At 54.9% G+C, this 21,209-nt stretch carries 19 protein-coding genes and 2 pseudogenes; 3 read left to right on the top strand and 18 right to left on the bottom strand.

What is annotated here, in order from left to right; genetic code table 11:
* Positions 1-79 precede the first annotated feature (79 nt).
* The 10 genes from CWC48_RS25825 to CWC48_RS25780 form a co-directional block, all read right to left on the bottom strand.
* Positions 80-973 (bottom strand): restriction endonuclease, encoded by an 894-nt coding sequence (locus CWC48_RS25825; RefSeq protein ID WP_218261621.1) that lies wholly within the window; start codon positions 971-973, stop codon positions 80-82.
* Positions 974-1,213: 240 nt separating this feature from the next.
* Positions 1,214-1,981, bottom strand: a complete 768-nt coding sequence (qatD, locus tag CWC48_RS25820; protein ID WP_100490650.1) for a Qat anti-phage system TatD family nuclease QatD — start codon at positions 1,979-1,981, stop codon at positions 1,214-1,216.
* On the bottom strand, positions 1,978-3,354 hold the full coding sequence (qatC, locus tag CWC48_RS25815; RefSeq protein WP_100490649.1) for a Qat anti-phage system QueC-like protein QatC: 1,377 nt from the start codon (positions 3,352-3,354) through the stop codon (positions 1,978-1,980). Before qatC ends, qatD begins: the two co-directional genes overlap by 4 nt.
* Complete coding sequence (gene qatB / locus CWC48_RS30705) at positions 3,351-4,214, bottom strand: Qat anti-phage system associated protein QatB (protein ID WP_305516104.1); 864 nt, start codon at positions 4,212-4,214, stop codon at positions 3,351-3,353. The genes qatC and qatB overlap by 4 nt, the downstream gene beginning before the upstream one ends.
* Positions 4,215-4,222: 8 nt before the next feature.
* Positions 4,223-6,172 (bottom strand): Qat anti-phage system ATPase QatA, encoded by a 1,950-nt coding sequence (gene qatA / locus CWC48_RS25805; RefSeq protein WP_100490647.1) that lies wholly within the window; start codon positions 6,170-6,172, stop codon positions 4,223-4,225.
* A 354-nt stretch (positions 6,173-6,526) separates the two neighbouring features.
* The gene (locus tag CWC48_RS25800; RefSeq protein WP_157806773.1) at positions 6,527-7,324 is read right to left on the bottom strand and encodes a hypothetical protein; all 798 of its coding nucleotides are present in this window, start codon (positions 7,322-7,324) and stop codon (positions 6,527-6,529) included.
* Between the two features lie 536 nt (positions 7,325-7,860).
* Positions 7,861-8,550 (bottom strand): retron system putative HNH endonuclease, encoded by a 690-nt coding sequence (locus tag CWC48_RS25795; protein WP_100490645.1) that lies wholly within the window; start codon positions 8,548-8,550, stop codon positions 7,861-7,863.
* On the bottom strand, positions 8,547-9,914 hold the full coding sequence (locus CWC48_RS25790; RefSeq protein WP_157806772.1) for an AAA family ATPase: 1,368 nt from the start codon (positions 9,912-9,914) through the stop codon (positions 8,547-8,549). Before CWC48_RS25790 ends, CWC48_RS25795 begins: the two co-directional genes overlap by 4 nt.
* A 246-nt stretch (positions 9,915-10,160) precedes the next feature.
* Complete coding sequence (locus tag CWC48_RS30255; protein ID WP_157806771.1) at positions 10,161-10,805, bottom strand: HNH endonuclease; 645 nt, start codon at positions 10,803-10,805, stop codon at positions 10,161-10,163.
* The gene (locus CWC48_RS25780) at positions 10,798-12,003 is read right to left on the bottom strand and encodes an AAA family ATPase (RefSeq protein ID WP_157806770.1); all 1,206 of its coding nucleotides are present in this window, start codon (positions 12,001-12,003) and stop codon (positions 10,798-10,800) included. Before CWC48_RS25780 ends, CWC48_RS30255 begins: the two co-directional genes overlap by 8 nt.
* A gap of 341 nt (positions 12,004-12,344) precedes the next feature.
* Here CWC48_RS25780 and CWC48_RS25775 point away from each other — a divergent pair.
* Positions 12,345-12,570 (top strand): annotated as a pseudogene (locus CWC48_RS25775) (low affinity iron permease family protein); the annotation flags it as partial.
* 836 nt (positions 12,571-13,406) lie between these two features.
* On the opposite strand, the gene CWC48_RS25770 reads toward CWC48_RS25775, so the two are convergent.
* Both CWC48_RS25770 and CWC48_RS25765 read right to left on the bottom strand, forming a co-directional pair.
* Positions 13,407-13,835, bottom strand: a complete 429-nt coding sequence (locus tag CWC48_RS25770; RefSeq protein ID WP_100492462.1) for a hypothetical protein — start codon at positions 13,833-13,835, stop codon at positions 13,407-13,409.
* A 191-nt stretch (positions 13,836-14,026) separates the two neighbouring features.
* Positions 14,027-14,776 (bottom strand): SDR family NAD(P)-dependent oxidoreductase, encoded by a 750-nt coding sequence (locus CWC48_RS25765; RefSeq protein ID WP_100490641.1) that lies wholly within the window; start codon positions 14,774-14,776, stop codon positions 14,027-14,029.
* 103 nt (positions 14,777-14,879) lie between these two features.
* On the opposite strand from CWC48_RS25765, the gene CWC48_RS25760 reads away from it, so the two are divergent.
* Positions 14,880-15,239 carry a helix-turn-helix domain-containing protein gene (locus CWC48_RS25760; protein ID WP_078048471.1) on the top strand — a complete coding sequence of 120 codons (360 nt, stop codon included), beginning with the start codon at positions 14,880-14,882 and terminating at the stop codon, positions 15,237-15,239.
* 60 nt (positions 15,240-15,299) lie between these two features.
* On the opposite strand, the gene CWC48_RS30975 is transcribed toward CWC48_RS25760, so the two are convergent.
* Together CWC48_RS30975 and CWC48_RS30970 are read right to left on the bottom strand one after the other, a co-directional pair.
* Positions 15,300-16,025 carry a methyl-accepting chemotaxis protein gene (locus CWC48_RS30975; protein ID WP_371857079.1) on the bottom strand — a complete coding sequence of 242 codons (726 nt, stop codon included), beginning with the start codon at positions 16,023-16,025 and terminating at the stop codon, positions 15,300-15,302.
* A gap of 132 nt (positions 16,026-16,157) precedes the next feature.
* Positions 16,158-16,298 (bottom strand): annotated as a pseudogene (locus CWC48_RS30970) (HAMP domain-containing protein); the annotation flags it as partial.
* Between the two features lie 867 nt (positions 16,299-17,165).
* Here CWC48_RS30970 and CWC48_RS25750 point away from each other — a divergent pair.
* Entirely contained in the window at positions 17,166-18,374 is a 1,209-nt protein-coding gene (locus tag CWC48_RS25750; RefSeq protein WP_099492059.1) for a multidrug effflux MFS transporter, read from the top strand.
* Here CWC48_RS25750 and CWC48_RS25745 read toward each other — a convergent pair.
* Genes CWC48_RS25745 through CWC48_RS25730 form a run of 4 tightly spaced genes read right to left on the bottom strand, consistent with a single transcriptional unit; the run spans position 18,344 to position 21,202 of the window.
* The gene (locus CWC48_RS25745) at positions 18,344-18,652 is read right to left on the bottom strand and encodes a gamma-butyrobetaine hydroxylase-like domain-containing protein (RefSeq protein WP_099492060.1); all 309 of its coding nucleotides are present in this window, start codon (positions 18,650-18,652) and stop codon (positions 18,344-18,346) included. The two genes, CWC48_RS25750 and CWC48_RS25745, sit on opposite strands and share 31 nt — an antisense overlap.
* Positions 18,649-19,593, bottom strand: coding sequence for a HEAT repeat domain-containing protein (locus CWC48_RS25740; protein ID WP_100490640.1), 945 nt, complete (start codon positions 19,591-19,593; stop codon positions 18,649-18,651). The genes CWC48_RS25745 and CWC48_RS25740 overlap by 4 nt, the downstream gene beginning before the upstream one ends.
* The gene (locus CWC48_RS25735) at positions 19,590-20,420 is read right to left on the bottom strand and encodes an ABC transporter ATP-binding protein (RefSeq protein ID WP_100490639.1); all 831 of its coding nucleotides are present in this window, start codon (positions 20,418-20,420) and stop codon (positions 19,590-19,592) included. The genes CWC48_RS25740 and CWC48_RS25735 overlap by 4 nt, the downstream gene beginning before the upstream one ends.
* Positions 20,420-21,202, bottom strand: a complete 783-nt coding sequence (locus tag CWC48_RS25730; RefSeq protein ID WP_078048477.1) for an ABC transporter permease — start codon at positions 21,200-21,202, stop codon at positions 20,420-20,422. Before CWC48_RS25730 ends, CWC48_RS25735 begins: the two co-directional genes overlap by 1 nt.
* Positions 21,203-21,209: the final 7 nt, after the last annotated feature.

Raw genomic sequence — 21,209 nt, 5'->3', positions numbered from 1 at the left:
TGGGAAGGACGGTAGAACAGCGATCCTAACGAGTCAATACGCCATCGTTCCCAGCTCCAATTTATCGTTGAATGATAATTCAACGCGGATAAAGGTCACGAACCCGAACAAAAGGTGCCCCTGTCTCCGCGGCACGGCGGACTTTGATTTTTAGCACCTGGGATAACGAAATCTCTCTATCTAGTAACTCGTACAAATCCAACCCATCCATGCAAATCACCCGCTTTCCTCGGCCGAAGGCGGCAAGACCTTCCTCTGTGAATCCACTATTGCTTAGAAATAGACCTCGAGTCCAAGCAGCCTTCTGCTCGATCTTCCCGTGAAATGTGTGCAAATCAGCGACACCAATTGCTTGGCCATGCCACTTCGCCTCGAGAAGATAAACCTCATTGTCGAGTTCAAAGCTACCGTCGATTTGCTCGCCTCTCACCCGAAAAGGCTCTCGGGCGGCAAGTTGAAATGCGTCGAAGAGATTTTTGAGAAATGCCTCGAAAGCATAGCCACGAGCGTGCGGGAGTAGCGTACCGACTTCCAAAAGGTCATTTTTGAATTTTGCAAACTTGCGGCCTTCAAGCACCATGTCTTCGGGTTTCGGCGCGGCCTGCGGTTGCCCCGACAGTCGACTCAATAACGCTTGATACCGCTGCTCTGAGTTGGGGATTGGATCTGGAGTATCAGTCCGAAGGAGATGGTCACTACGATGCTCCCAAAGTGCAGCAAGAAGCCGCACAGCATCAGCGTCGTTGCAGTTTTGCAAGAAACACTTCAGGCGTTTACCCTTTGACCCGCCATTTACAGAGAATTTTGGATCTTCGATATCGACATTGAGTTCTGCAGCAAAAAATGCCGAAAAGCTGGCGTCTGAAAAGTCCAAGACAAAGCCAGCACCGCGGACGAACTCGACGAGGTCGCCTATAAAGCGTAAATCGAGGGATCTGATTGAGCTAATGTTGGACTCCTTCCGAAGGTTCACACTTCCGTGGTTCCTGATCTTCCCTTAACACTTCAATTCAACGCAAGAAGCACCTTGGTCATTTTTACCCTGCACCAACGGTTATTAGGTCGGGGTGTAGTGGTATGTAACCCCTCCGCGGGCCTACGCTCAGTGCCGGGTTTTAGCTGGCAGGTCGCAGAGTCTCAGGGTGATGCGGCTTCATCTTCCAGAACACAGCAATCAAGTGACCGTAGGTTAAAGGCACCTATGTCGGAGCCTCTAGGTACGCACTAAGTCCCGCAGATTACTGATGATCTGGGCGGCGGCCTGCTCGGGCGGTTGTTCTCGAAGCGTCGCCAGCGCCTGTACCGTTTTGGGGATATCGGTAGCAGGCCTGGTTGGCCGTCCTTCGATTTGCACGAACGGGCCATCGGTCTCGGTGAGAAGCCGGTCAGCTGGCAGTGAGGCAACAAGGTTGCGATGCCTGGCGGAGCTCAGCATCTGCGAGTTGATCGAGAAATAGCATCCAAGCTCCACAGCCCGCCTGGCCTCGCTAGCGGAGCCGGTGAACCAGTGAAGCACCACCGTTCCCCGGTCAGTTGGAAGTAGGCGCTCGATATGGGACAGCACCTTTCCCACACTGCGTACGCTGTGGACAGTGAGGATCTTCCCGCCCTGTTCCGAGCAAGCCTCGAGCACCCTCTTGAACACCCGCTCCTGGGCCTCAAAGCTCCGATAGAATTGGGGTCCGGCATCAAGCCCTACCTCTCCAACGTATCGAGTCTCCTCAAGCAGGAGCTCCAGTAGCGGCAGCTCCGATTCACGCTCGGCCACCAGTTGGGGATGTAGCCCCAATGCCACCCGGACATGCCGAGACGATGCCGCAAGCTCACGATTGCGCCGCCATGCTTTCGGTGTAGTGGTCACGGCCAAGGTTGCGACCCCTGCCTGATCGCACTCCACGATGAGACGCTCGTGATCGGGATAGAGGTCAAGGTGGCAGTGGAAATCCACCCACTTTGGAATCGAGCTCTTCTGCGGTTTCATAGTGGTATGGCTGTCACACCCTCGAGGTAATCGTCGACTTCCAGCAATCCATCTCGATAAACCTGTTCGAAGTCATCCAAGCTGTCAGGATGGTCGATCAAAGGTCCGGGCTCATGAATTGCGAACTTGGCGCGGTGTGGAGCACGTTTGAGGCGCGCGATGGCCAGCTGGAAAGAGCGCACATGTTCGCCATCAGATTTGTTCGTGTCCAGCGCTTGCGCATGTAGATCCGGGATGACATATCGGGTTTGATCCGGCCCGCACCCACGATGAATTGCTGCCCGCCTGATAATGCAGGGGACGCAGAACCCGCAGTGCTTGGGTGATCGATTCGAGGGGTCAGGATGGTACCTTGCCTTTCCTGGCGAGGAGCACGACATCGTAAGATGCACATGATCCGCTAGGAACTCAGGGTCAGAGCACTGCTCTGCCATTTGGCCCTTGGTGAGATGGCTGAACATGTTGAATAGCCTCGTGCTCAGGCCCAAACGCCCGAAGAGCTCATTCACCCGCGCCATGTAGTATGGATGAGTCGTGCGCGTGCTACATGCACCCAGGCGGCGCGGATCCAGGGGAACGTTCAGAGAGATCAGGCCATTTTCAGGCACATGGATGGTGATCGAGTCGCCGATCGCTTCCGCTGCCATGGCCGCCAGCGCGAAGAACAGGAATGAGCGCGCTCGAAGCGTATCTTCACTACCTCCACCCTCCACGAGATCGTGCGGGAACCCCACACGGGCCTGGACGTGGTTAATCGACGTCTCGGAAAACCTCTCCTGCATCGCTGCCCGGCAGTCATTCTGATAGGTACTGGTGCTGTTGGTGTCCCAGTAATGGCTCACAAGCAATGGTTTGCCGCCGCCACTGAATAGATCGATCGCCCCAATGAAGCTGTCCATCCCCCCTGAGAACAGGCAGACGCTGTCCGACTCATCTGTTCTCAAGCTCTCCGCAGCGGGAGATAGCTCATCGATATCTGTGGGCCGCTCGCGGAAGACCAGGCGCCAGCGATCACCAGTGAGGAATTTCAATGTCGAGGCCAGCATGTCGGACGTTGCTGTCCATACTGCGGGATCTGCGACGGGGACGTAGAGATCGATCTCCCTCGTCCAGGCATTCTCCGATTCGGTGTCTCGTGAGATTCTGGTGTCCGCCGCAGTAAGGGTCGCCGCCAACAGTGCCAGGTCGACGGCAGTCTCTCCTGGGCTAAGTCCCAGGTCAGCTAATTGCTCGATGGCTTGGCCGATACCGAACTGCAGCCGTCCGTGTCCGTCGAGGAATTGGATATTGGTGATGACACTACCTGGCTCCAGCAGCGCTAGATCCTGGTCATCCGTTTCGCCGAGCCGGCAGATAATGCTGTGGTGCCTCATTCCAGCCCCTCCGCTGCACTCGCGATAAGATCGAATGCCGCCTCATAGATCGCAGATGTAACCTGATTGACCTCTTGGTCTGTGGGCGCCGGCCATTGCTCCAGCCGGTTGGCGAGCTGACCCCGCGTACAACCCGTGATGAACGAACTCAGCTGAGACTGGATGCGTTCAACCGCTTCCACATCATCTGGCATGGTGATGCCCCTACCACCCAAGTCCGCCATGATCATGCTCTCAATCGAATTCGCTACGAAGTCGAGGAAGAAGTTCTGCCGATCAGCTTGAGTCATGTCCTCGAAGCTACCGCTGCCTGCCTCGTCCAGTTCGGCGATCGTATTTAGTGCAGCCTGGCGAGCAACACCTTCGTCAATCGCGCCGCCAGGCGGGCAGATAAACTCAAGCAGTGTGAGCAGCACCTGGGAGGCCGGCTGCCCTGGCGCCACGGTGAGCTGCAACCGCCGCAGTGTTTCTGCTGCCCCGTTGCGCTGAACATCTCCGAAGATGCTGAGCAGCTTTGCCGCAGTAGCGCGAGATGTCCCCATGCGGCGCGCGCCTCTCGATGATCCCCCTACGCCTTTACGCACATAGGAAGACAGGGCATTCCCCAAATCGCTGGGGCTTCCAGTGCGGGCGAACCGGGTGAAGCTGCTGCGAGCTCCCCGAAGTGAGCCAGTGCCGTCATTGTTTACCGGCCCTGACGGAGCTGAGCCAGGCTGAGATGGCGTAGAACCGGACTGAGATGGATTTGCTTGGCTTGGCCCGTTCGGTTGAGCGGCCGGGGCGGCTGGCTGCGCTACATCATCAATCCAAGAAGGCACCAAGCCGGAGCTCGGGCCTCCATATCCTTTGGAGGTACCCATATCAATCCTTATGATTTCCCGCTAAGCGTAAGCACGCGCTTAGCTGCATTCTGAAGATTCTCGTTCTCGATCTGCTGACTCCAACCTCTCAGAATTGCATCGAGACCCTGTATAGCATTTGTATCCTTGAGGCACTCATGCCATGGGGCGGGAGCCCACATCCCGAGTTTTGGCGTGGGCAGAGACCGGATAAATTCGACCAGGCGTTTCTGCAACACGGGGCGTTGTTTGACAAGCTCGATCAACCCCGCGACACCTTTGGGTTGATCCGAAAAATCGTCCGTCTGGATTATCTGATCGCGGAGTGCGTCAAAAACATTCTCGGCATCAACCTCAGCCAATCCCACAATTTCTTTCTTCGTGGACGCTTGCCGGATCAGTAATGGTGGGCCCATTAGCTTGTCGACGAGCGCCTCGAGATGACTCACTACGACCTGCCCCATCAAGGAGCTGCGCTTATCGCGAGTCACGAAGATGTAGGGGCGCAGATCAACTCCGGTTAGCGCGGGATCGATCGCCGCCCAGTTACTGATCCAATCGCTCTTCTCCCAATCGTTCACATCGCCAGAATTGGCCACTGCCTTGAGCTTGCCAGAACTTTTCCCCTCCTCCGGCTCTGAGGCGGCTCCTTTGGACTTCTTGGCCCGCTTTTCCAGTTCAGCGATGGCCGGTACCGCGCCGTCCGCATCCAGGCTCGCGATTCGAGCAAGTTGCTCGTAAAAATCAGGGTGGAAACGCTCAGCCAGCATGATTTTCGCAAGTATTGGACGCCGGATATCCTCAACAAACCCACGAGCCTCGGCGATGGCGTAGCGCAGCATCATGGAGTTCAGGAAGCGTTTGATCTGCCGGGGGTTGCCGCGGGTACCCTCACTCAAGATCCGGGCCAGCAAGGCACTGGTATCCAACGCTTCCTGGGCAAATTCGGGAAGCGGGTTACCGAACGCACCAGCTACAGCCTTGCGGTCGAGGCCTGTGCTCTTCCAGGGCCGGAGCATGTCCTGCTGGGCGGTGTTCAAGAGCGTCTTGAATCGATCGTCATCCGTTTTGACGAAGCTCTCGAGCTGGAGCAACGTGATGTAACTACGGGTTTCTGCCAGCCCCAGGGCCGGGATGCGGAACGGTACCTGAATGAGTTTTTCGAGGTAGTTACGTGCATAGGTCACTGGCCCGGTGCCCTGAGGTAGGTCTGGGAAGTGCTCGCGCACCGCGTACTCGATCATGGCCTCATCAGCACCGACCACGAATGCTGTCCGATTGACGAAGAGGAAGAGGCGGATGGCCTCAAGCGTGGCAATGGCTGTCTTGGGCAGGCATCGATCCAGGTCATCCACGATGACCACCAACTGGTCAATGTCAGCGGCTGTTAGAAGCTCTTCGAACTCGGCCCGGAACTGATGCATGTGCTCGGGAAGTTGCTCAGACTCGGTTTCAGCATCCTTTATGAAGCCCCCAGCCTTCTCAGCAAGGCCCGTGAGGCTTTCAATGCTCAGATGGTCGCCCGGGTTCTGCACGAAGGCGGAAATGGACTCCACTGCCCCTTTGAGCTGATCAATGCTGGGGATGCCGGACAATGCGGTGAGCCCGAGACCTCCGGCATGCTTCGCCAGCTTGAACCAATCAATACGTCGCAAGACCTTCTTCGCGGCGTCGGCGACCTTCTTAGAGCCTGGCCGTGCACGCTGCAATTCATCAACAATGGTCTGGATAACGACAGTTTTCGCGTCCTCAAAGCCTTCGAATGTCCAGCCGTTGAACCAAATACAGCAGACGCGCTTATCAGCGTTGAGTAGTTGCTGAGTCATCTTCAGGACGCTAGATTTACCCGCCCCCCAGTCGCCGTGCACACCAATAGTGACCGGGGTTCCCCGAGATTCATCAAGTAGGCGCTTTACCGTTTTGGCAATGGGGGCGTAATACAGCAGGTCAGTGGCTGTTTCCTGATCATTCAGGAACATGTAAAGAACTCCTTTTCTAGCATTTGAGATCAAACCAAAGGGGTGACCAGCGGAAAGCCGCCGCTCTCACATCAGGTTATGGGCATCGATAGATGTCCGCGAGTAGGCCAAAGTCGGCACATTGATGTCAATACGCCATTTGGCGGGGTGATGAACTGCCACTACTCAAGCGCGAGTTGGCTGGAGCCACCAAAGGGCGCGTTTTTCAAGAGACGGTGGCAGTGCGCCATGCAAGTGAAGCATCGGCAAGTAGACATTGCGCCATACACTGACGTAATGAGTGAGGGGCTAAGGCAAAACTCGATTTTCTAAGCGAATTAGCTCGTAGAAAATCACAATCACCTCAAAGCTAATCTACACGTTTTCAGGATGGTTTTTTGACCCCCTAAGGTAGTTATCGAGCTCCCTGCAAAGTAAACAATATCGGTAAAAACGACCTGAGAAATTAGTCAAATCCTCAGCACCCATTGTTACACTTTCAAAAATTGAAAGCGCTTCAAAATGCTCACAGCCCTCGACCCTTGTAAGAATTTCTACAGTTTGAGCATCCAATCCAACTGGCTGTGCAATAATTTTCGCGATTCGAGCATGGGCCTCCCTCTTATAGTAGATCATGCTCTCAATCCAAGGCGCATAGACGGGTGGCATTCTGACTTCTGCAATCAATCTAGAAGGCCCGTAAGGCTTCAATTTTTTGAATGCCTCCTCAACCTGCGCCTCCGTAATCTGATTAAAACTCATGTGTACCGAGGCTGCGTCGGAAAATGCAGTGATTTGTGCGGTACACGCGCTAACGATAGCTCCTGCATGCTTCTGGATATAGGGCTGTACTAGCATTTTGTCGGAGCGTTCCTTTATGTGAACGACCACAATATAAAACGCATAGCTCGCGATAATTGACGCCAATATCGAATCTACCCACAGTCCAATTTCATAGGCACCAGAGAATATTGCAGGAATTTTATTCAGAAGGAGGATTTTAATAAGTAGAAGGAAGGTTGCAGAAATCGCAAGTGCATTCGCTTCCGTTGACGCAGTACGAAAAACCTCAAACAATTCCCTTAACCAATTAAGCAGTTTATTTTTCTTTCCGCTAGTCTTCGCTCGTTGCATAAAACTAATAGTCCTTGGCGCATCCATGGAAATTTTCAAATCATTCTCATGATGGCACATCGCCCACAAAGAGTCTCGAGACGTTTCAGTTTCGTATCAGCGATCGATCGAGTGGCTGTAACTGTACGTCGCGCGCAGATAAAGGCATCAATGTGATTACCAATTAGCACTCTTTAATATTTCATTAACAGATAGCCCAGCTTCAGCGCCGGACTACCTGTGTTAGAGCCGTGCGGGTACTCACGACAATCACGGCGTCAACGCCAAGCCTGACCGGGCGTGACGGAAGAATGAAACCTTATGCAGCACCTTGACGCCAGACGTCGCATCTGCTGAGTTTAGGGCGAAGATTGGGAAATACCCCAAACTGGAAAGGGCTGCTCGAAAGGGATACCCGGGGCAGATCTGGCCGAATTTCCAGGATTGGGCCCATGCGCCCCAAATGGAGCAGCCGGTCACATTCAATCAGGCTTAGACTGAGTGGATGATGAAGTGATCGGGTAGATTCCTGCTGGCAGCGTTCGATGTGGAAATTGCGCTGATCAGCGCTAACAATCCAATTACACACGACATACCTACCTTGGAGAGAATATTTGACGAGTCAAACTATAGAAAGACATCAATTTATTCTCGTTAGGATTCAAGTATTTCTGTGAGATTTCATCAAGAAATAGAGTTTCTGAAAGGTGCTGGTCAATATAAAGACTTATCTCATCAGACCAGCTCTTACGCTGCTGAATTAGAAATTGGCTATTTAGATTTAGTATATCTATTGTATATGCGGCTCGTTGCTCATCTTCTCTCTCAAGTTCCTCGCTCGGAACTACTCGTCCGTCCGAAAGATAAGCAAAAAAGCGTTCGCAACCCCTGAGATGTGGTGATATGAAAAGGTGGGGATTAACAGGTTTTATTTTGCCATGTGCATGGCCGCCAAATGCAGAGCCAAGCCCCTCTGACTTTAACCTTTTAAGACCATCACTGGATAATATACTAGCAGCAAGATTTGTGTAGTCGAATGTGCGCAGAGGGTATTCACTCTTGTTCATCACATGCTCAATGTGATAACCAAATTCGTGACTTTCTGCTTGAATCTCAGTGTAGCAGCATAGGGAGAACTGTTCTCTAAGGAGAAGCTTAAGAAGCCGTTTTTTAAACTTACTAAACTTATGCCATCTCAGATTAGCATCCTGAGAGGTTTCGGGCGGTGAAAGATTAGCAGTGTGGAGTGGCTTGTACGTGCTTTCTTTTTTGGAGATATACCTCATTTTCTAAAAACTCTTTGGCGAGCAATGCTGCGTCTCAAACGTTGTAACTGGGGGTGTTTTTCACCCAGTGCAGGCTCCAATTTATGCAGTAGATTACTCGCTTCGATACCGTCATAAAGGCCTTGGTCAACCAATGCGGTCAGTCGTTGTAAATCAGACTTTTCTGGTACTGGTGGCTGCGGGTCAACCAGCATAACCCCCTGAAGTACTTCGCCGCTGGGTTCGCCGTAGAACTGAACGAAGGGTTTGGACGCAGTTACTCTGCCATCTGCATCTACGTTTAGAGTGCGTATGTTGTCACGATGTACCGTGCTAAGCACCTGGGGGCTATGGGTTGTGATGATAAATTGTATTTCAGGAAACGCCTGCTGCATTTGGGTGACAATCGTTTGCTGCCAGCTGGGATGAAGATGAAGGTCAACTTCATCTATCAATACTACACCCGAAGTTTTTTGTGAGGCATGTTGGCCATAATGAGGGTTCAATAGTGCACATCGACATGCGAGATCACTCACAAGCCCTATCATGCAACGCACCCCGTCTCCTAGTTGAGAGAGTTTTAATCCAGTGCTTTTGCCTCGGCGGTAAAGTATGTCAGTGCTTCCTTCTGTGGGTAAGATGATTTCCCATTCTGTGACCAGCCGAACTACCTTGGTAACCCCTATCCAAAGCGCCCCAATTTTTTGGCGGTCAGATATTTTTGTCACGACATACGAAAGTATGTGAGCAATAAATGTTTCAAATCCGATGAAGTTTGTTGTGAAGTTTATCGCGCCGTCATACCCTGCCGCTCGAGGAATATGTTCGGGCGCTGAGCGATATCGGACCGTCTTTTTCCACAATCGATTTGTCCCATAGCAAGCAATGACTGGAAAGTCTGTGGTATTGATCTTGTGGCCTAAGGGGCGATCAAATGATTCAAATAATACATCAAGCCCTTTTGATAACGCTTGGGTTTCTGCAACCCATCGGCCATGCCATTTTATTTTTTTGCGCTCACCTGTTAACGTGCAACCTATTGTATTAAAATCAAAGAGGAGGTCATTCTCGTCTTCATTTTGCTCCCAGTCGTCAGCGAAGAAAATATCGTCATCAAAATATATCTGCCCCTCAACTGAACATGGGAATTGGAGGCTTTTTCCATTGAAATAAATATCTTCATGCCGGATTGTGGGAGGCGCACCGCGGCGAACGTCTTTACCGAAAGCTCTCACGTAAGACCAGAGTAACAAGCGTATCGCTGCAACAACCGAGCTTTTCCCACAGCCATTTTCTCCGATCAACACGGTCATGCGTTTATCGAATTTTATCTCGAAATTTTCTAGGCCCCGATAATTTTTAAGCGACATCATTTTTACTTTCAAGCCTCTCCGCCCTCATCCAAATACCTGTGAACGCTCTGCACGGTCTAATGTGGAGTTACCTTTACCCCTACCAGAAGATTCATCTGCGCTGATTTCGAGATTATTCTATTCGATTACTAGGATGATGTGCTTATTTTATCTCCAATGTTCATGTCATGAGGCATCCCAGTAAACACAGGCAACCGATGCGACAGAGTCGAGGTGTCCTCACAGTGTCAAGAGTGGGAGGCAGTGCCCCCCATCCATTTACTGGCCAAACTCCGCGACAATTGCACGTGCTTCAAGCACTGTTTCACTCGGGTTAGGCGTTCGAGTCTTCAAGCCTTGAGCTGCATTAAGGCTTTCGATTTCAAGGTCTTTGAGTTTGAAGTAGTCGTACGTGTACTGTCCTTTTTCACTCTGATCTATTATCGCGTATTTTACAAACACAAAACGGCTGATCTGATGTGCTTCTCTGATAAGGTGTTGCTCCCATTCATCAAAGTTAGGATGAACGAATAAATAGTTTCCGCTTGCTTTGAACTTTAGAGGGTCGATTTTTTCGATGGCAAATCCATCATCTTCGCCCTTGACTTCCATGTTGCATCTCTTACAAGAAGTTGAGAGATTCCAAGGCTCAAAACAAAGATGCCTATATTTTGCATTTCCTTTGGGTAAAATGTGTTCACGATCAATCATGAAATGTCCGCTTCCTTGCAGGATAATTCTGCAGTAGCAGCATGTTTGCCCGTGGCGAGCGAGATGGTGGGCCCTGATTTTAGTTTTAACACTTTTTATATAATCGTTTTTTTCATCCCAAGGCTTGGGCAGAGCTAAGGCAGCCCGAATGGCGCTTTCTTCATCTACTGTAAACTCTAGCTCAGAAAGCGCTGGCAAATAAGCGTCAGTCATCCTTGTTAGACCCCTTAGAAGCATGAGCTATTTTTCGCGCCTCTACCTTGTCAACCAACACGAATAGGGCAGAAAAGAACTCTGTTTGAGTGTCGTCAAAACTGCTTCTTCGCATTCTTGAAATGAGAGTTAAAACATCTGACTTGCTCAGTTGATTGCGCTCGTACTGATTGATAGTCTCCACTATCTCCTCACTGACGAAGTGGTTTTCGGGTGTCACTATCTCAAAAATTTTCCAGAGAATTGCCTCGATTCCACCGGAGTCGACAATCTTCTTTGTCACCTGTTGACCATGGCCTCCATCTGACCTGATTTCGTACACGGATATCAGGTCGGGACGTTCTGTAACAGCGCCAGTCACCAGCATCGGAGAGTGAGTGGCGATGATCACAGACGCGTTGCGGTATCCTAGAGCAGCAAATATTTTACCCACATACTCTCTTTGCCACCCTGGATGTAAGCTATTCTCGGGTTCGTCGATCAAAACTAGAGAGTTTTCTTCAACCGTAGTAGCTAAAAAAAACATTGAACAAATTAGGGATAGCTCTCCAGAGCTTGCACCGCTCAGTTCGAACTGCGCACCATTTTTCTTCGCAAGGTAGACTTCGACTCCCTTCGTAATCCCCGCTTTTTTTAGGAATTTCTCACAGCGTAATACCGCCGCAAATTCGCGACTCAATGAGTACTGGTGAGCCGTTTGCGAGGAATCCACCCACAGAATGTCATCGTGATCCCAGCGTTCTATAAAACGCCGTGCGCTCGCGTAATCTTCGAATTCTTCTTCGGTTTTGAAAAGCCGGTGGACGTCGGTCATCAAGCTTTCAAATCTTGCAATAGTACCTGAATCGCATCCCTTCATTCGGAAGCCCAGGCTCGGATGATAGTGACAGTAGTCAAGAATTGAAGTTAGCTGATAGAACTCTGAGCTTTCTCGGTCAAGTGTCTTGGCGATCGCATTCTTGATGATCGTACCCGGTGAGGCCCCATTTCGGCCGCCCGATATTTTGTTTACCTTGTTAAGGTGGTTGAGGCGCCCATATGGGGTATTGGAAATGACTGTAACTTGTCTTTTCGTACGGTAATTCAAGGCCAACTGTAGCATATAAAAGCTTTTGCCTGCCCCATTCGGGCCCACCAATAGCGCTACGCCGTCATCGCGTGCAGCATGCTCATCAAAACCGAGTTCTGAAAGTGACATAGAATGTTTACTGTGTGAAATTGATGTAAGCGATCTCCGACTCAGCAAGGCGTCCTGGCGGCCGCTAGGCGCTTTAAGAATGTACTGAGCGGTATGACCTGCGATTGTCCCTGCGCAACCCCGATGCCTCTCCCGCTTCGGCGGCCACATCTAGTCGGTTATTCTTGCCTGTTTTTTGTTGCTGGCCAAGTGATATCGCTTGCTCATAAATTTCCTGTCTCGACTCTGTGGGTCGCACGTAGGCATTTGATTGAGCGCTGTGACGATTAATGGCAAGTCTGCATCTGGTGTGCGAGCAGCTCCAGACTGAGCGATGACAGGACATGATCATCAACACGTGAACAACCATCATCACGTTTCTGACGGTTCCTCATCCAAAACACTCAGAACAGAGATAACGACATCATCCATGTAAAGCTGGACGAGCTCATCAGGGCTACAAAGTCGGCAGAATGCTCGGTGCTTGATTTGAAGGCATTGGATTGCAGGATCTACGGCTGGCTGAGGGTCGCTCCCTGTCCTATGCAACCGCAGATGGAACAATCCTCTTCAAGGACCCTTCTATAGGCGAGCCAGGAGACGGTGCCGCCGTCGTTGATTACGGCGCGTTTCGTTCCTATCTCGATTCACATGAGCTCGAAATTGTGTGGATTTTCTCAGGCGAGAAAAGCTTTCACGGAGGGCGTCGAGGATCGGGCGGGATGCTCAGCTATTGGGGTATGTACCGATTTAACGGCAGCGTCATTGAAGGCAGCCTGACCTTTTCTCGCCAAGACGCTAGCGCTGATCAGCTTGCGGAGCTTATGTCCAATCCATAGCAGCCAAATTGAATCAGAGCCATGGTCAGGATCTGGATGCATCCAACCTGACTACTCCTATTTCCATTGGACTTGTATTGCGTACGCGGGCGAGTGTGATTAAACGAGAATCCATGCAACCCGGCGTGACTCTGTCAACCGTTACCATTTCCCGCGATGTCAACGCAAATGTCATGCACAAATGGTTACCGTTTTATTGGATTCTGTGAAGTACGGCGATAGGCTGCCGGTGAGCGCAACTGATTAAACAGCAACATTAGCCTCAATTGCTTATCCAATTCTCATGTCAGTTAGCCCAAAAATGTTGCGTATGAATAAGTAGCTCCATGCAACAAAACCGTATTTCGGCTTATCGCAACAGGAATTTGTAATATTTTTATAAAAAAACAACAAATTCAGAGAGTAATGAATCGCACAATCATCCGAACAATCCTACTTTCAGCGCCATCCGAGCTATCCGTTAGCAGCTCCGTACGACGCATTTCACTAAGCGGCCTGCAACCACCACCCGCAGATTCAAACGCAGCCACCGTCGCCCTCGTTGATCTGTCTTCGTTCGCCCCCTGGGCAGTCCGACATTTACGACTAGTCAGCGCACCGTTCACCAACATTGTGGTGAAATTGATAACGTTGCCCGTCGTAACGCATTACTGGAAAACAAAAGCCCGGGCCGCCGATCTCGACATCAGGCCAACCATCATTGCCTTTGCTGGCGAGAAACTGAGCGACACCGTTTTCTTCGAGCATGAGTTTCCAATGACCGTCAGATTGCTGGCTGACTAGATAAAATCCAGTGCCCGCTTGCCCATAACAGTCAGTGCTGCCTTCGGTAATCAACGCATCCGGCCGGCCGTCACCATTCAGGTCCTTAACCAGCTCCATGGTTGCCGGCGTGTAGCTACCAGTTGTCTCGATTTCGCACTCCGACGTCTCTTGATTAAATCCAGCAGCGCGGAATGCTTTTAACTGCTCGCTACGCGGTAGTTCATCTGCCAGCGCTGTAGCACTGGTCATGAAACATGCCACCCACAGACCTGATTTAAGCCGTCCCAGCATATAGACCGTCCCTTTATGAAGCCCAATGTGAAGTGTCGCGACTGTACCCGCACTAGCGTAAAGGATAAAACGAGAAGTGCTAAAGGGTTCGCTACGCGCAATCAGGGGCCGTGCCCGTCAGATTTCAACAGGCAAAACCCCTGTCTGGCTCAAACCTGAGCAAAGCCTCCGTCGACAAACATTTCACTGCCGGTCATGAAGCTGCTCTCATCCGATGCCAGGAACAACGCGGCTGCGGCAACTTCTTCAGGTTTGCCGATACGACCCAGAGGAACCTGCGCCGTCATGTCGTCGATGATTGCGTCCTTCTGGCCCGTACCCGACAACGCCAAGTCCAGACCCGGTGTCGAGATCGGGCCTGGTGAAAGTACGTTGACGCGAACGCCGGTGCCTTTCAGGTCCAGCGCCCAGCTCCTGGCGAAATTTCGTAGCGCGGCCTTGGTAGCGCTGTACACGCTGAATGCCGGTGTGCCCATTGTGCCTGTGGTCGAACCGGTGAGGATCACTGAGCTGCCAGCGCTCATCAGGGGCAACGCTTTTTGTACAGTGAACAATGTGCCTTTGACGTTGATACCAAAGGTACGGTCGAACGATTCCTCTGTGATCGATCCGATCGGCTGGAAATCTCCCAGGCCTGCGTTGGCGAACAATACGTCAACCCGGCCCTTGGCGGCCTTGACCTGGGTAAAGATGCGCTCCAGGTCGTCCAGGTTTGAAATGTCGCCCTGGATGGCGATGGCTTCAGGGCCGATCAGTTGCAGCGCCTTATCCAGTTCTTCCTGGCGACGCCCTACGATGACCACCTGCGCGCCTTCTGCTGCAAAGCGAATGGCGGTTGCCAAGCCGATGCCGCTGTTGCCACCGGTCACCACTGCGATTTTCCCGTTAAGCCTGCTCATGCTGAACTCCAATGAATTAGGTTGAGGCCCAACTCTAGATCTGCGCTATTCTTTTGAATAGTATGCACCTTTAAGTAAGTACCCCCATTGGAGCCAAGCCATCATGGCCAATAACTCATTCAACTGTGGTCTGGAAGCTGCCCTGGCGGTGATTGGCGGCAAATGGAAGCCCCTGGTGCTGTTCAACCTGGCCCAGAATGTTCATCGATATGGTGAATTAAGACGCGCAATTGGCGGTGTGACCGATAAGGTGCTGATCCAGCAGCTCAAAGAGTTGGAGCGCGACGAGATCATTGCCCGTGTGGACTTCCACGAGATACCGCCGAAGGTCGAGTACTCCCTGACACCCTTCGGGCAATCCCTTGCCACGGCGCTGGGCGCGTTGTGCCAGTGGGGCACGCAGCATATGCAAACGGTTGAGCGTATCGCCGAACGACGTACGTCTGCCCTCTCCCAATCCTGAGCCCCCTGCCCTGATTGCCAACTCAACTAAATGACTATTTAGTTGAGTTAAATCAATAGGTTACAGCCTAAAGCGATCAACGGACCGTGACAGCTGGCCTGCCAGGCTGGACAACTCGTCTGTTGTCGACGCTGTCTGGCCAATGACCCGGCTATTACTCTCCGACATCCCCGCAATCATCTCCACCTGGTGAGCAATTTCATTGCTGGCCAGGCTCTGCTCCCTGATGGTGCGGGAGATATCGTTGACCATCTCGGTGGTATTCAACGTGGCTTGGAGAATCTCGCGAATTGCTCGCTCCACCTCGGCGGTCACCGCCATGCCCTTATCGACCTGTGCTACGCCCTCCTCCATGCTGGTGACCGCTTCCCGCGTGCTTTGCTGGATGCGCCCCACCATGCTGGCAATCTCCTGGGTCGAAGCACTGGTGCGCCCGGCAAGGCTGCGCACTTCATCGGCGACTACGGCAAAACCGCGCCCCTGCTCGCCAGCGCGGGCGGCCTCGATGGCGGCGTTCAAGGCCAGCAGGTTGGTCTGGTCGGCAATCCCTTTGATCACCTGGATAATGCTGAAAATTGCCTCAGACTCTTTGTCCAGCGTACGGATCACCTGGGCCGATTGCTGCGCGGAACGGGCGATGCCATCCATGTCGCTGACCACTTGATGAATCACCCGGCCGCCGTCCTTGGCCAGGATTTGTGCTTGGTTGGCCATCTCTGAGGCGCGCCCGGCATGCCGAGTGATTTCCTCGATGCTGGCGGTCATTTCACTCGCGGCAGCGGCCATGGTACTGGCTGCGGCGCTTTGTTGCTGGCTGCTGCCGGCGACTTCATGGCAGCCATGGCTCAGTTGTTCGCTCATGCCGTTGACGCCGTGGGCGTTGCTGCGCACCACTTCGATCATGCCGCGCAGGTCGCGTTGCATGGTGGCGAGGCTGCGAATCAACGCGCTGGCTTCATCCTTGCGGCGGGGTTCGACAATGGTTTCGCTCAAGTTGCCATGGGCGATACTCTCGGCAATGCGGCTGGCCGTGTGCAGCGGCCCCATGATGCTGAGCATGACCCACCGCCCCTGTGCCAACAGTAATAGCAGACTGGCGATCAGCACCACGCCCAAGGTGAGGTTGGCATTGCTGATGCTCTGCCGAGTGCCGGCACTGGCCTGCTGGGTGTTGTTCTCGATCTGCTCGCTGAGCGACGCCATTTGGTCTTCAAGCTGGCTGAACGCCGCGTTGAACGTCCCCAGTTCACCGCGGGCGGCGTCGGGATTGTCGAGTGCCAGGGCGACGATGCGCTCGCCGGTGGCGATGTAGTTATCCAGACTGGGGCGGATTTTTTCCAGGCTGGCCTTGAGCGCATCGTCCAGCGGCAACTTGAGATTGTCCGCGAGCACCTGGCGAAAATGCTCGGCGTGTTCCTGCAACGAGCTGTTGACCTCCGCTTTGCTGCTGGTGCTCTTGCCCAAGCCCACCAGCATCGCCGACAGCACGTCCGCGCGCAGGGCGTCGTGCATCATGTCGGCTTCCATATGGTTACGCAGCACCGTCATGCTGAGTTCGCTGCCATGCACCGCAGTGCCCATCCGGGTGTTTCCCAGGTAGCCGGCCAGGCTCATGATCAAGGCGGTCAGCAATCCGGTCGCAATCAACAACATCAAGCGCAATTTGATCGTCATGCAGGTATCCCCATGGCCTGGACAGGCGGCTGGGAACCCAACCGCTTGAGCGTCTATTACCGTTATCGGCAACAGTTGGCTATTAGTGAAGCCCAAGTCAGGGGATCTGCGCGTTTCCCTTGCGCGGACATGCAAGGGAAACGGTTGCCAAGGCTACGCCGAACGAAAATGTAACAACTGTGTAATCGTCACCTTGTATACCCACGGTCGGCTCACTAAGCTGGCCGATCCCTTGATGGCGCCGGAAATTCCATGTCTCGAAGCATCGCCCACCTCGCCCTCCTCCTGGGCTTGATCACCGCCGTCGGCCCCTTTGCCATCGACATCTACCTGCCCGCCTTGCCGACCCTGGGCGCGAGCCTGCACGCCTCGCCGGCACTGGTGCAGATGAGCCTCACGGTGTTCTTCGTCATCGTTGGCGTGTGCCAGCTGTTCTACGGGCCGATCAGCGATGTGTTCGGGCGCAAGCCGCCGATCTACGCCGGCCTGGTGATTTTTGCGCTGGCCAGTGTTGGCTGCGCCCTGGCGCCGACCATCGAAACCCTGATCGCCTTTCGTGCCCTGCAGGCGTTTGGCGCGTGCGCGGGCATGGTGATTCCGCGCGCCATCGTGCGGGACCTCTACACCGGGCATGAAGCCGCGAAACTCATGGCCTTGTTGATGTTGGTGATGAGTGTCTCACCGATCCTGGCGCCGCTCGCCGGCAGCCTGGTGATCTCGTTGTGGAGCTGGCGTGAAGTGTTTGCCGTGTTGGCGGTGGTGGCCGTGGCGTGCCTGGTGATGACCATCGTGCAACTGCCCGAAACCCATCCGGCCGAGCGCCGCCTGGGCAAGACCCTGGGCAACGCGTTCAGCAGCTACGGCGCGTTGCTGCGTGACCCGGTATTCATCGGGCTGTCAGTGGTATGCGGTTTTGGCCTGGCGACCTTCTTCGTGTTTATCGGCAGTGCGCCGTTCGTGTACATTGAGCATTACGGCCTGACGCCAACGCAATTCAGCCTGGGGTTTGCGCTGAATGCCGCCTCGTTTTTCGCCATGAGCCAACTCACTGCACGCCTCAGTGCACGCTTTGGCCTCGCGCCGCTGATTCGTTGGTCGGTGGTAGCCGTGGCGGCGGTCATGACCGTGCTGGCGGCCACCACGCTGTGGGTCGACAGCCTGGCCTTGACGATGACGCTGCTGTTTATCGGCTTCGGTTTTCTCGGGCTGTTGCTGCCCGCAGCGGGCGTGTTGTCGTTGGAGGATCATGGCGCGGTGGCGGGTTCTGCCTCGGCCTTGCTCGGAGCGATCCAGATGATCACCGCCGCCGTGTCCATGACGCTGGTCGGTGTGTTCGCCGATCACACACCCGCGCCGATGTTAATCGGCATCGCACTGTGCGCTGTCGCGGCGATGCTCACCACGCTGTGGACGCTGCGCCGTCTACCGGCTCACTTGGCGAGCGCCCCGCCCTCCTCCTGATCGCTGCCCAATTGCGCCAGGTACGCCCACGGATAAATCCCGCGCTGGTGGCCATCGCTGAACACCAGTTGCACGCCATAACCCTGAGGGTGGACCTCCACCACCCTCACCGCTTCCGACACCATCGGTGGGCTGCCCCGTAGCCGAAACGCCCGGCACTGCGAGCAGGGGCATGCACGGCGCAGGCGTGCATGCTCGATCCATTGGGCACCGTCGGCCCACTCCAGGCGCAGACGGCCGTCGCGGCCTTTGCCAATGGCGTTCGGCGCGGCGGTCATTGCAGCTGCGCCAAGGCTATCCGCACGGCCTTGCGCACTTCCGGGTCGCCATCGTCGGCTGCATCACGTAACGCCGCCAACGCCTGGCGATCGCCCAATTCACCGAGTGCCAGGGCGGCCTCCTTGCGCAGGTTGCTGATGCTGTGGCCCAGGGTCTGGATCAACGCCCCCAGCGCGGGGAGATAACGCAGGCGGCCAAGGCTGCGCGTCGCCCGCAAGCGAACCTGCCAGTACTCGTCCGCCAGCGCTGCGACCAGCGCATTCCCCGCATTGAGGCTGCCGACTTTACCCAAGGTGGTTGCGGCTTCCTCCCGTACTTGCCAGGCCGGGTCCAGCAACGCCTGGTGCAGCGCCGGTAGAACCTGGTCATCGTTCGCCAACCCCAGGGCGCCGGTGGCAGCGCGGCGGACCTCGGTGTCGGGATCGCTGCTGGCCAAGGTCGCCAGGGCTTCAAGCGCAGGCAGGTGCTTGAGCCACCCCACCACGCCCACCGCTTCACGCCGGATACCCGCGTCGGCGTCCGCCAATGCCAGCAAGGCCGCCGGCGCCGCCGCTGCCAGGCGCAGCTCACGCAATGCGCGGAATATCGCGGTGCGCACGCTCACATCGGCATGCTCGGTCCAGGGCAACAGCAATGCCCCCGCCTCGGCGGTTTTCAATACGCTCAGGCTCTGGGCGGCCGCCTCGCGCACGGGCGGTTCGGCATCTGTGAGCGCCTCGCACAACGCCTGCACCACCTCGGTTTCTTCCCAGGCTTCCAGCAAGGTGGCGGCCTGGGCACGCACGTCCACGGAGGGATCGTTGCGCAGGCTGTCCACCAGCCATTCAAGGCCGTCGGGGTCTTCGAGGTCAGCCAGGTCGATCAGGGCAATGCGGCGCATGCCTGCGTCCGGGGCTTGCAGGCGCGGGCGCAGGGCTTCTATTTCCAGGTTATAGGTCATATGGCAAATCGCGGTGTTGAATGATCGGAGGGCAACCCGAGCGGGTTCAGGCGTGGCAACTGGCGGCCATCTTCATGGTGCAGCAGTTCCAGGCAATGACGCTTGAGGTGAGTGAATTCGGGGGTGGTCATCAGTTCGGTATGGCGCGGCCGCGCAAAGTCCAGCGAGAAGTCTTCGATAATGCGCCCCGGGCGCGGGCTCATTACCAGGATGCGATCGGCCAGGAACAGCGCCTCATCAATATCGTGGGTGACGAACACCACCGTGGTGCGAATGCGCGTCCAGATATCCAGCAGCAAGGCCTGCATCTTCATGCGCGTCAGCGCGTCCAGCGCGCCGAACGGCTCGTCCATCAGCAACAGGCGTGGGCGATTGACCAGTACCCGGGCGATTTCCACGCGCTGCTGCATGCCGCCCGACAGCTGGTTCGGCCAACGCTCGGCAAATCCTTCAAGCCCGACCAGGGTCAGGATCTCGTCGGCTGCCGCCAACCGCTCAGCCTTGGCCACGCCGCGCATCTTCAAACCGAACGCGACGTTCTCGCGCACGCTGCGCCACGGGAACAACGTGTGCCGCTGGAACACCATACCGCGTTGCTGGGACGGGCCGACCACTGGCTGCCCGTCCATCTGCAACGTGCCCTGGCTCGGCACCAGGTGGCCGGCCAACGCGCCAAGCAAGGTCGATTTGCCGCAGCCCGACGGGCCGAGAATGCACACGAATTGCCCCGGCTCGATCCTGCAATCCAGTGCCTTGACTGCCTCGAATGCCTGCGCCTGTTCGCCCAGGACAATGGACAAACCGCTGATTTCAATCCGACCTTCCATCAGGCTTTACCTCGCGAACGGTGCCAAGGGGTGAACACGGCGCCCAGGCGCTTGACCAGCCAGCTGCTGCCCATGCCCAGCACGCCGATCAACAGCATGCCGACCACAATGTCGGCATAGTTCTGGATGGTGTATGACTCCCAGGTGTAATAGCCGATGCCGAACTGTCCGGAGATCATCTCCGCCGTCACCAGGCAGAACCACGACGTACCCATGCCAATGGCCAGGCCGGTGATGATGCTGGGTGCGGCGCCCGGCACCACCACTTCCCGCAGGATCGCGCCCCGCCCTGCCCCCAGGCTGCGTGCCGAAGCAATCAACCGTGGATCGACGCCCTCGACGCCGTGCACGGTATTGAGCAGGATCGGAAACAGCGCACCGGTAAAGGTGATGAACACCATCGACAGCTCCGACGATGGAAACATCAGGATCGCCAACGGTATCCACGCCACCGCCGGAATCGGTCGGATCACTTCCAGGGGTGGCAGCAGCACATCTTCAGCCCATTTCGAACGACCGATAGCGATGCCCAAGCCAACCCCCACCAGCACTGCCGCCAGGTAACCTTCGAACACCCGGGTCAGGCTCGCACTTAAATGCCGGGCCAGCTTGCCCGAGTCCGCCAACCCCAGCGCCGCCTCCAGCACGGCGCCTGGGGTGGGTACGTTGGCAAAGGTCACCAGCCACAGGTTCCAGTGGTGGCTGGCAGCAAGTTGCCAGAACAACAGGCACACCAGCAGTGACGCTGTGCGCGGCAACCAGCGATAAGCAGCAGTCGACATGGGCCTA

The sequence above is a fragment of the Pseudomonas sp. S10E 269 genome, assembly GCF_002798465.1.
GTDB lineage: Bacteria > Pseudomonadota > Gammaproteobacteria > Pseudomonadales > Pseudomonadaceae > Aquipseudomonas > Aquipseudomonas pergaminensis.
Note: the sequence above shows the minus strand (reverse complement) of the source record. Positions and strands in the feature narration are given on the sequence as shown.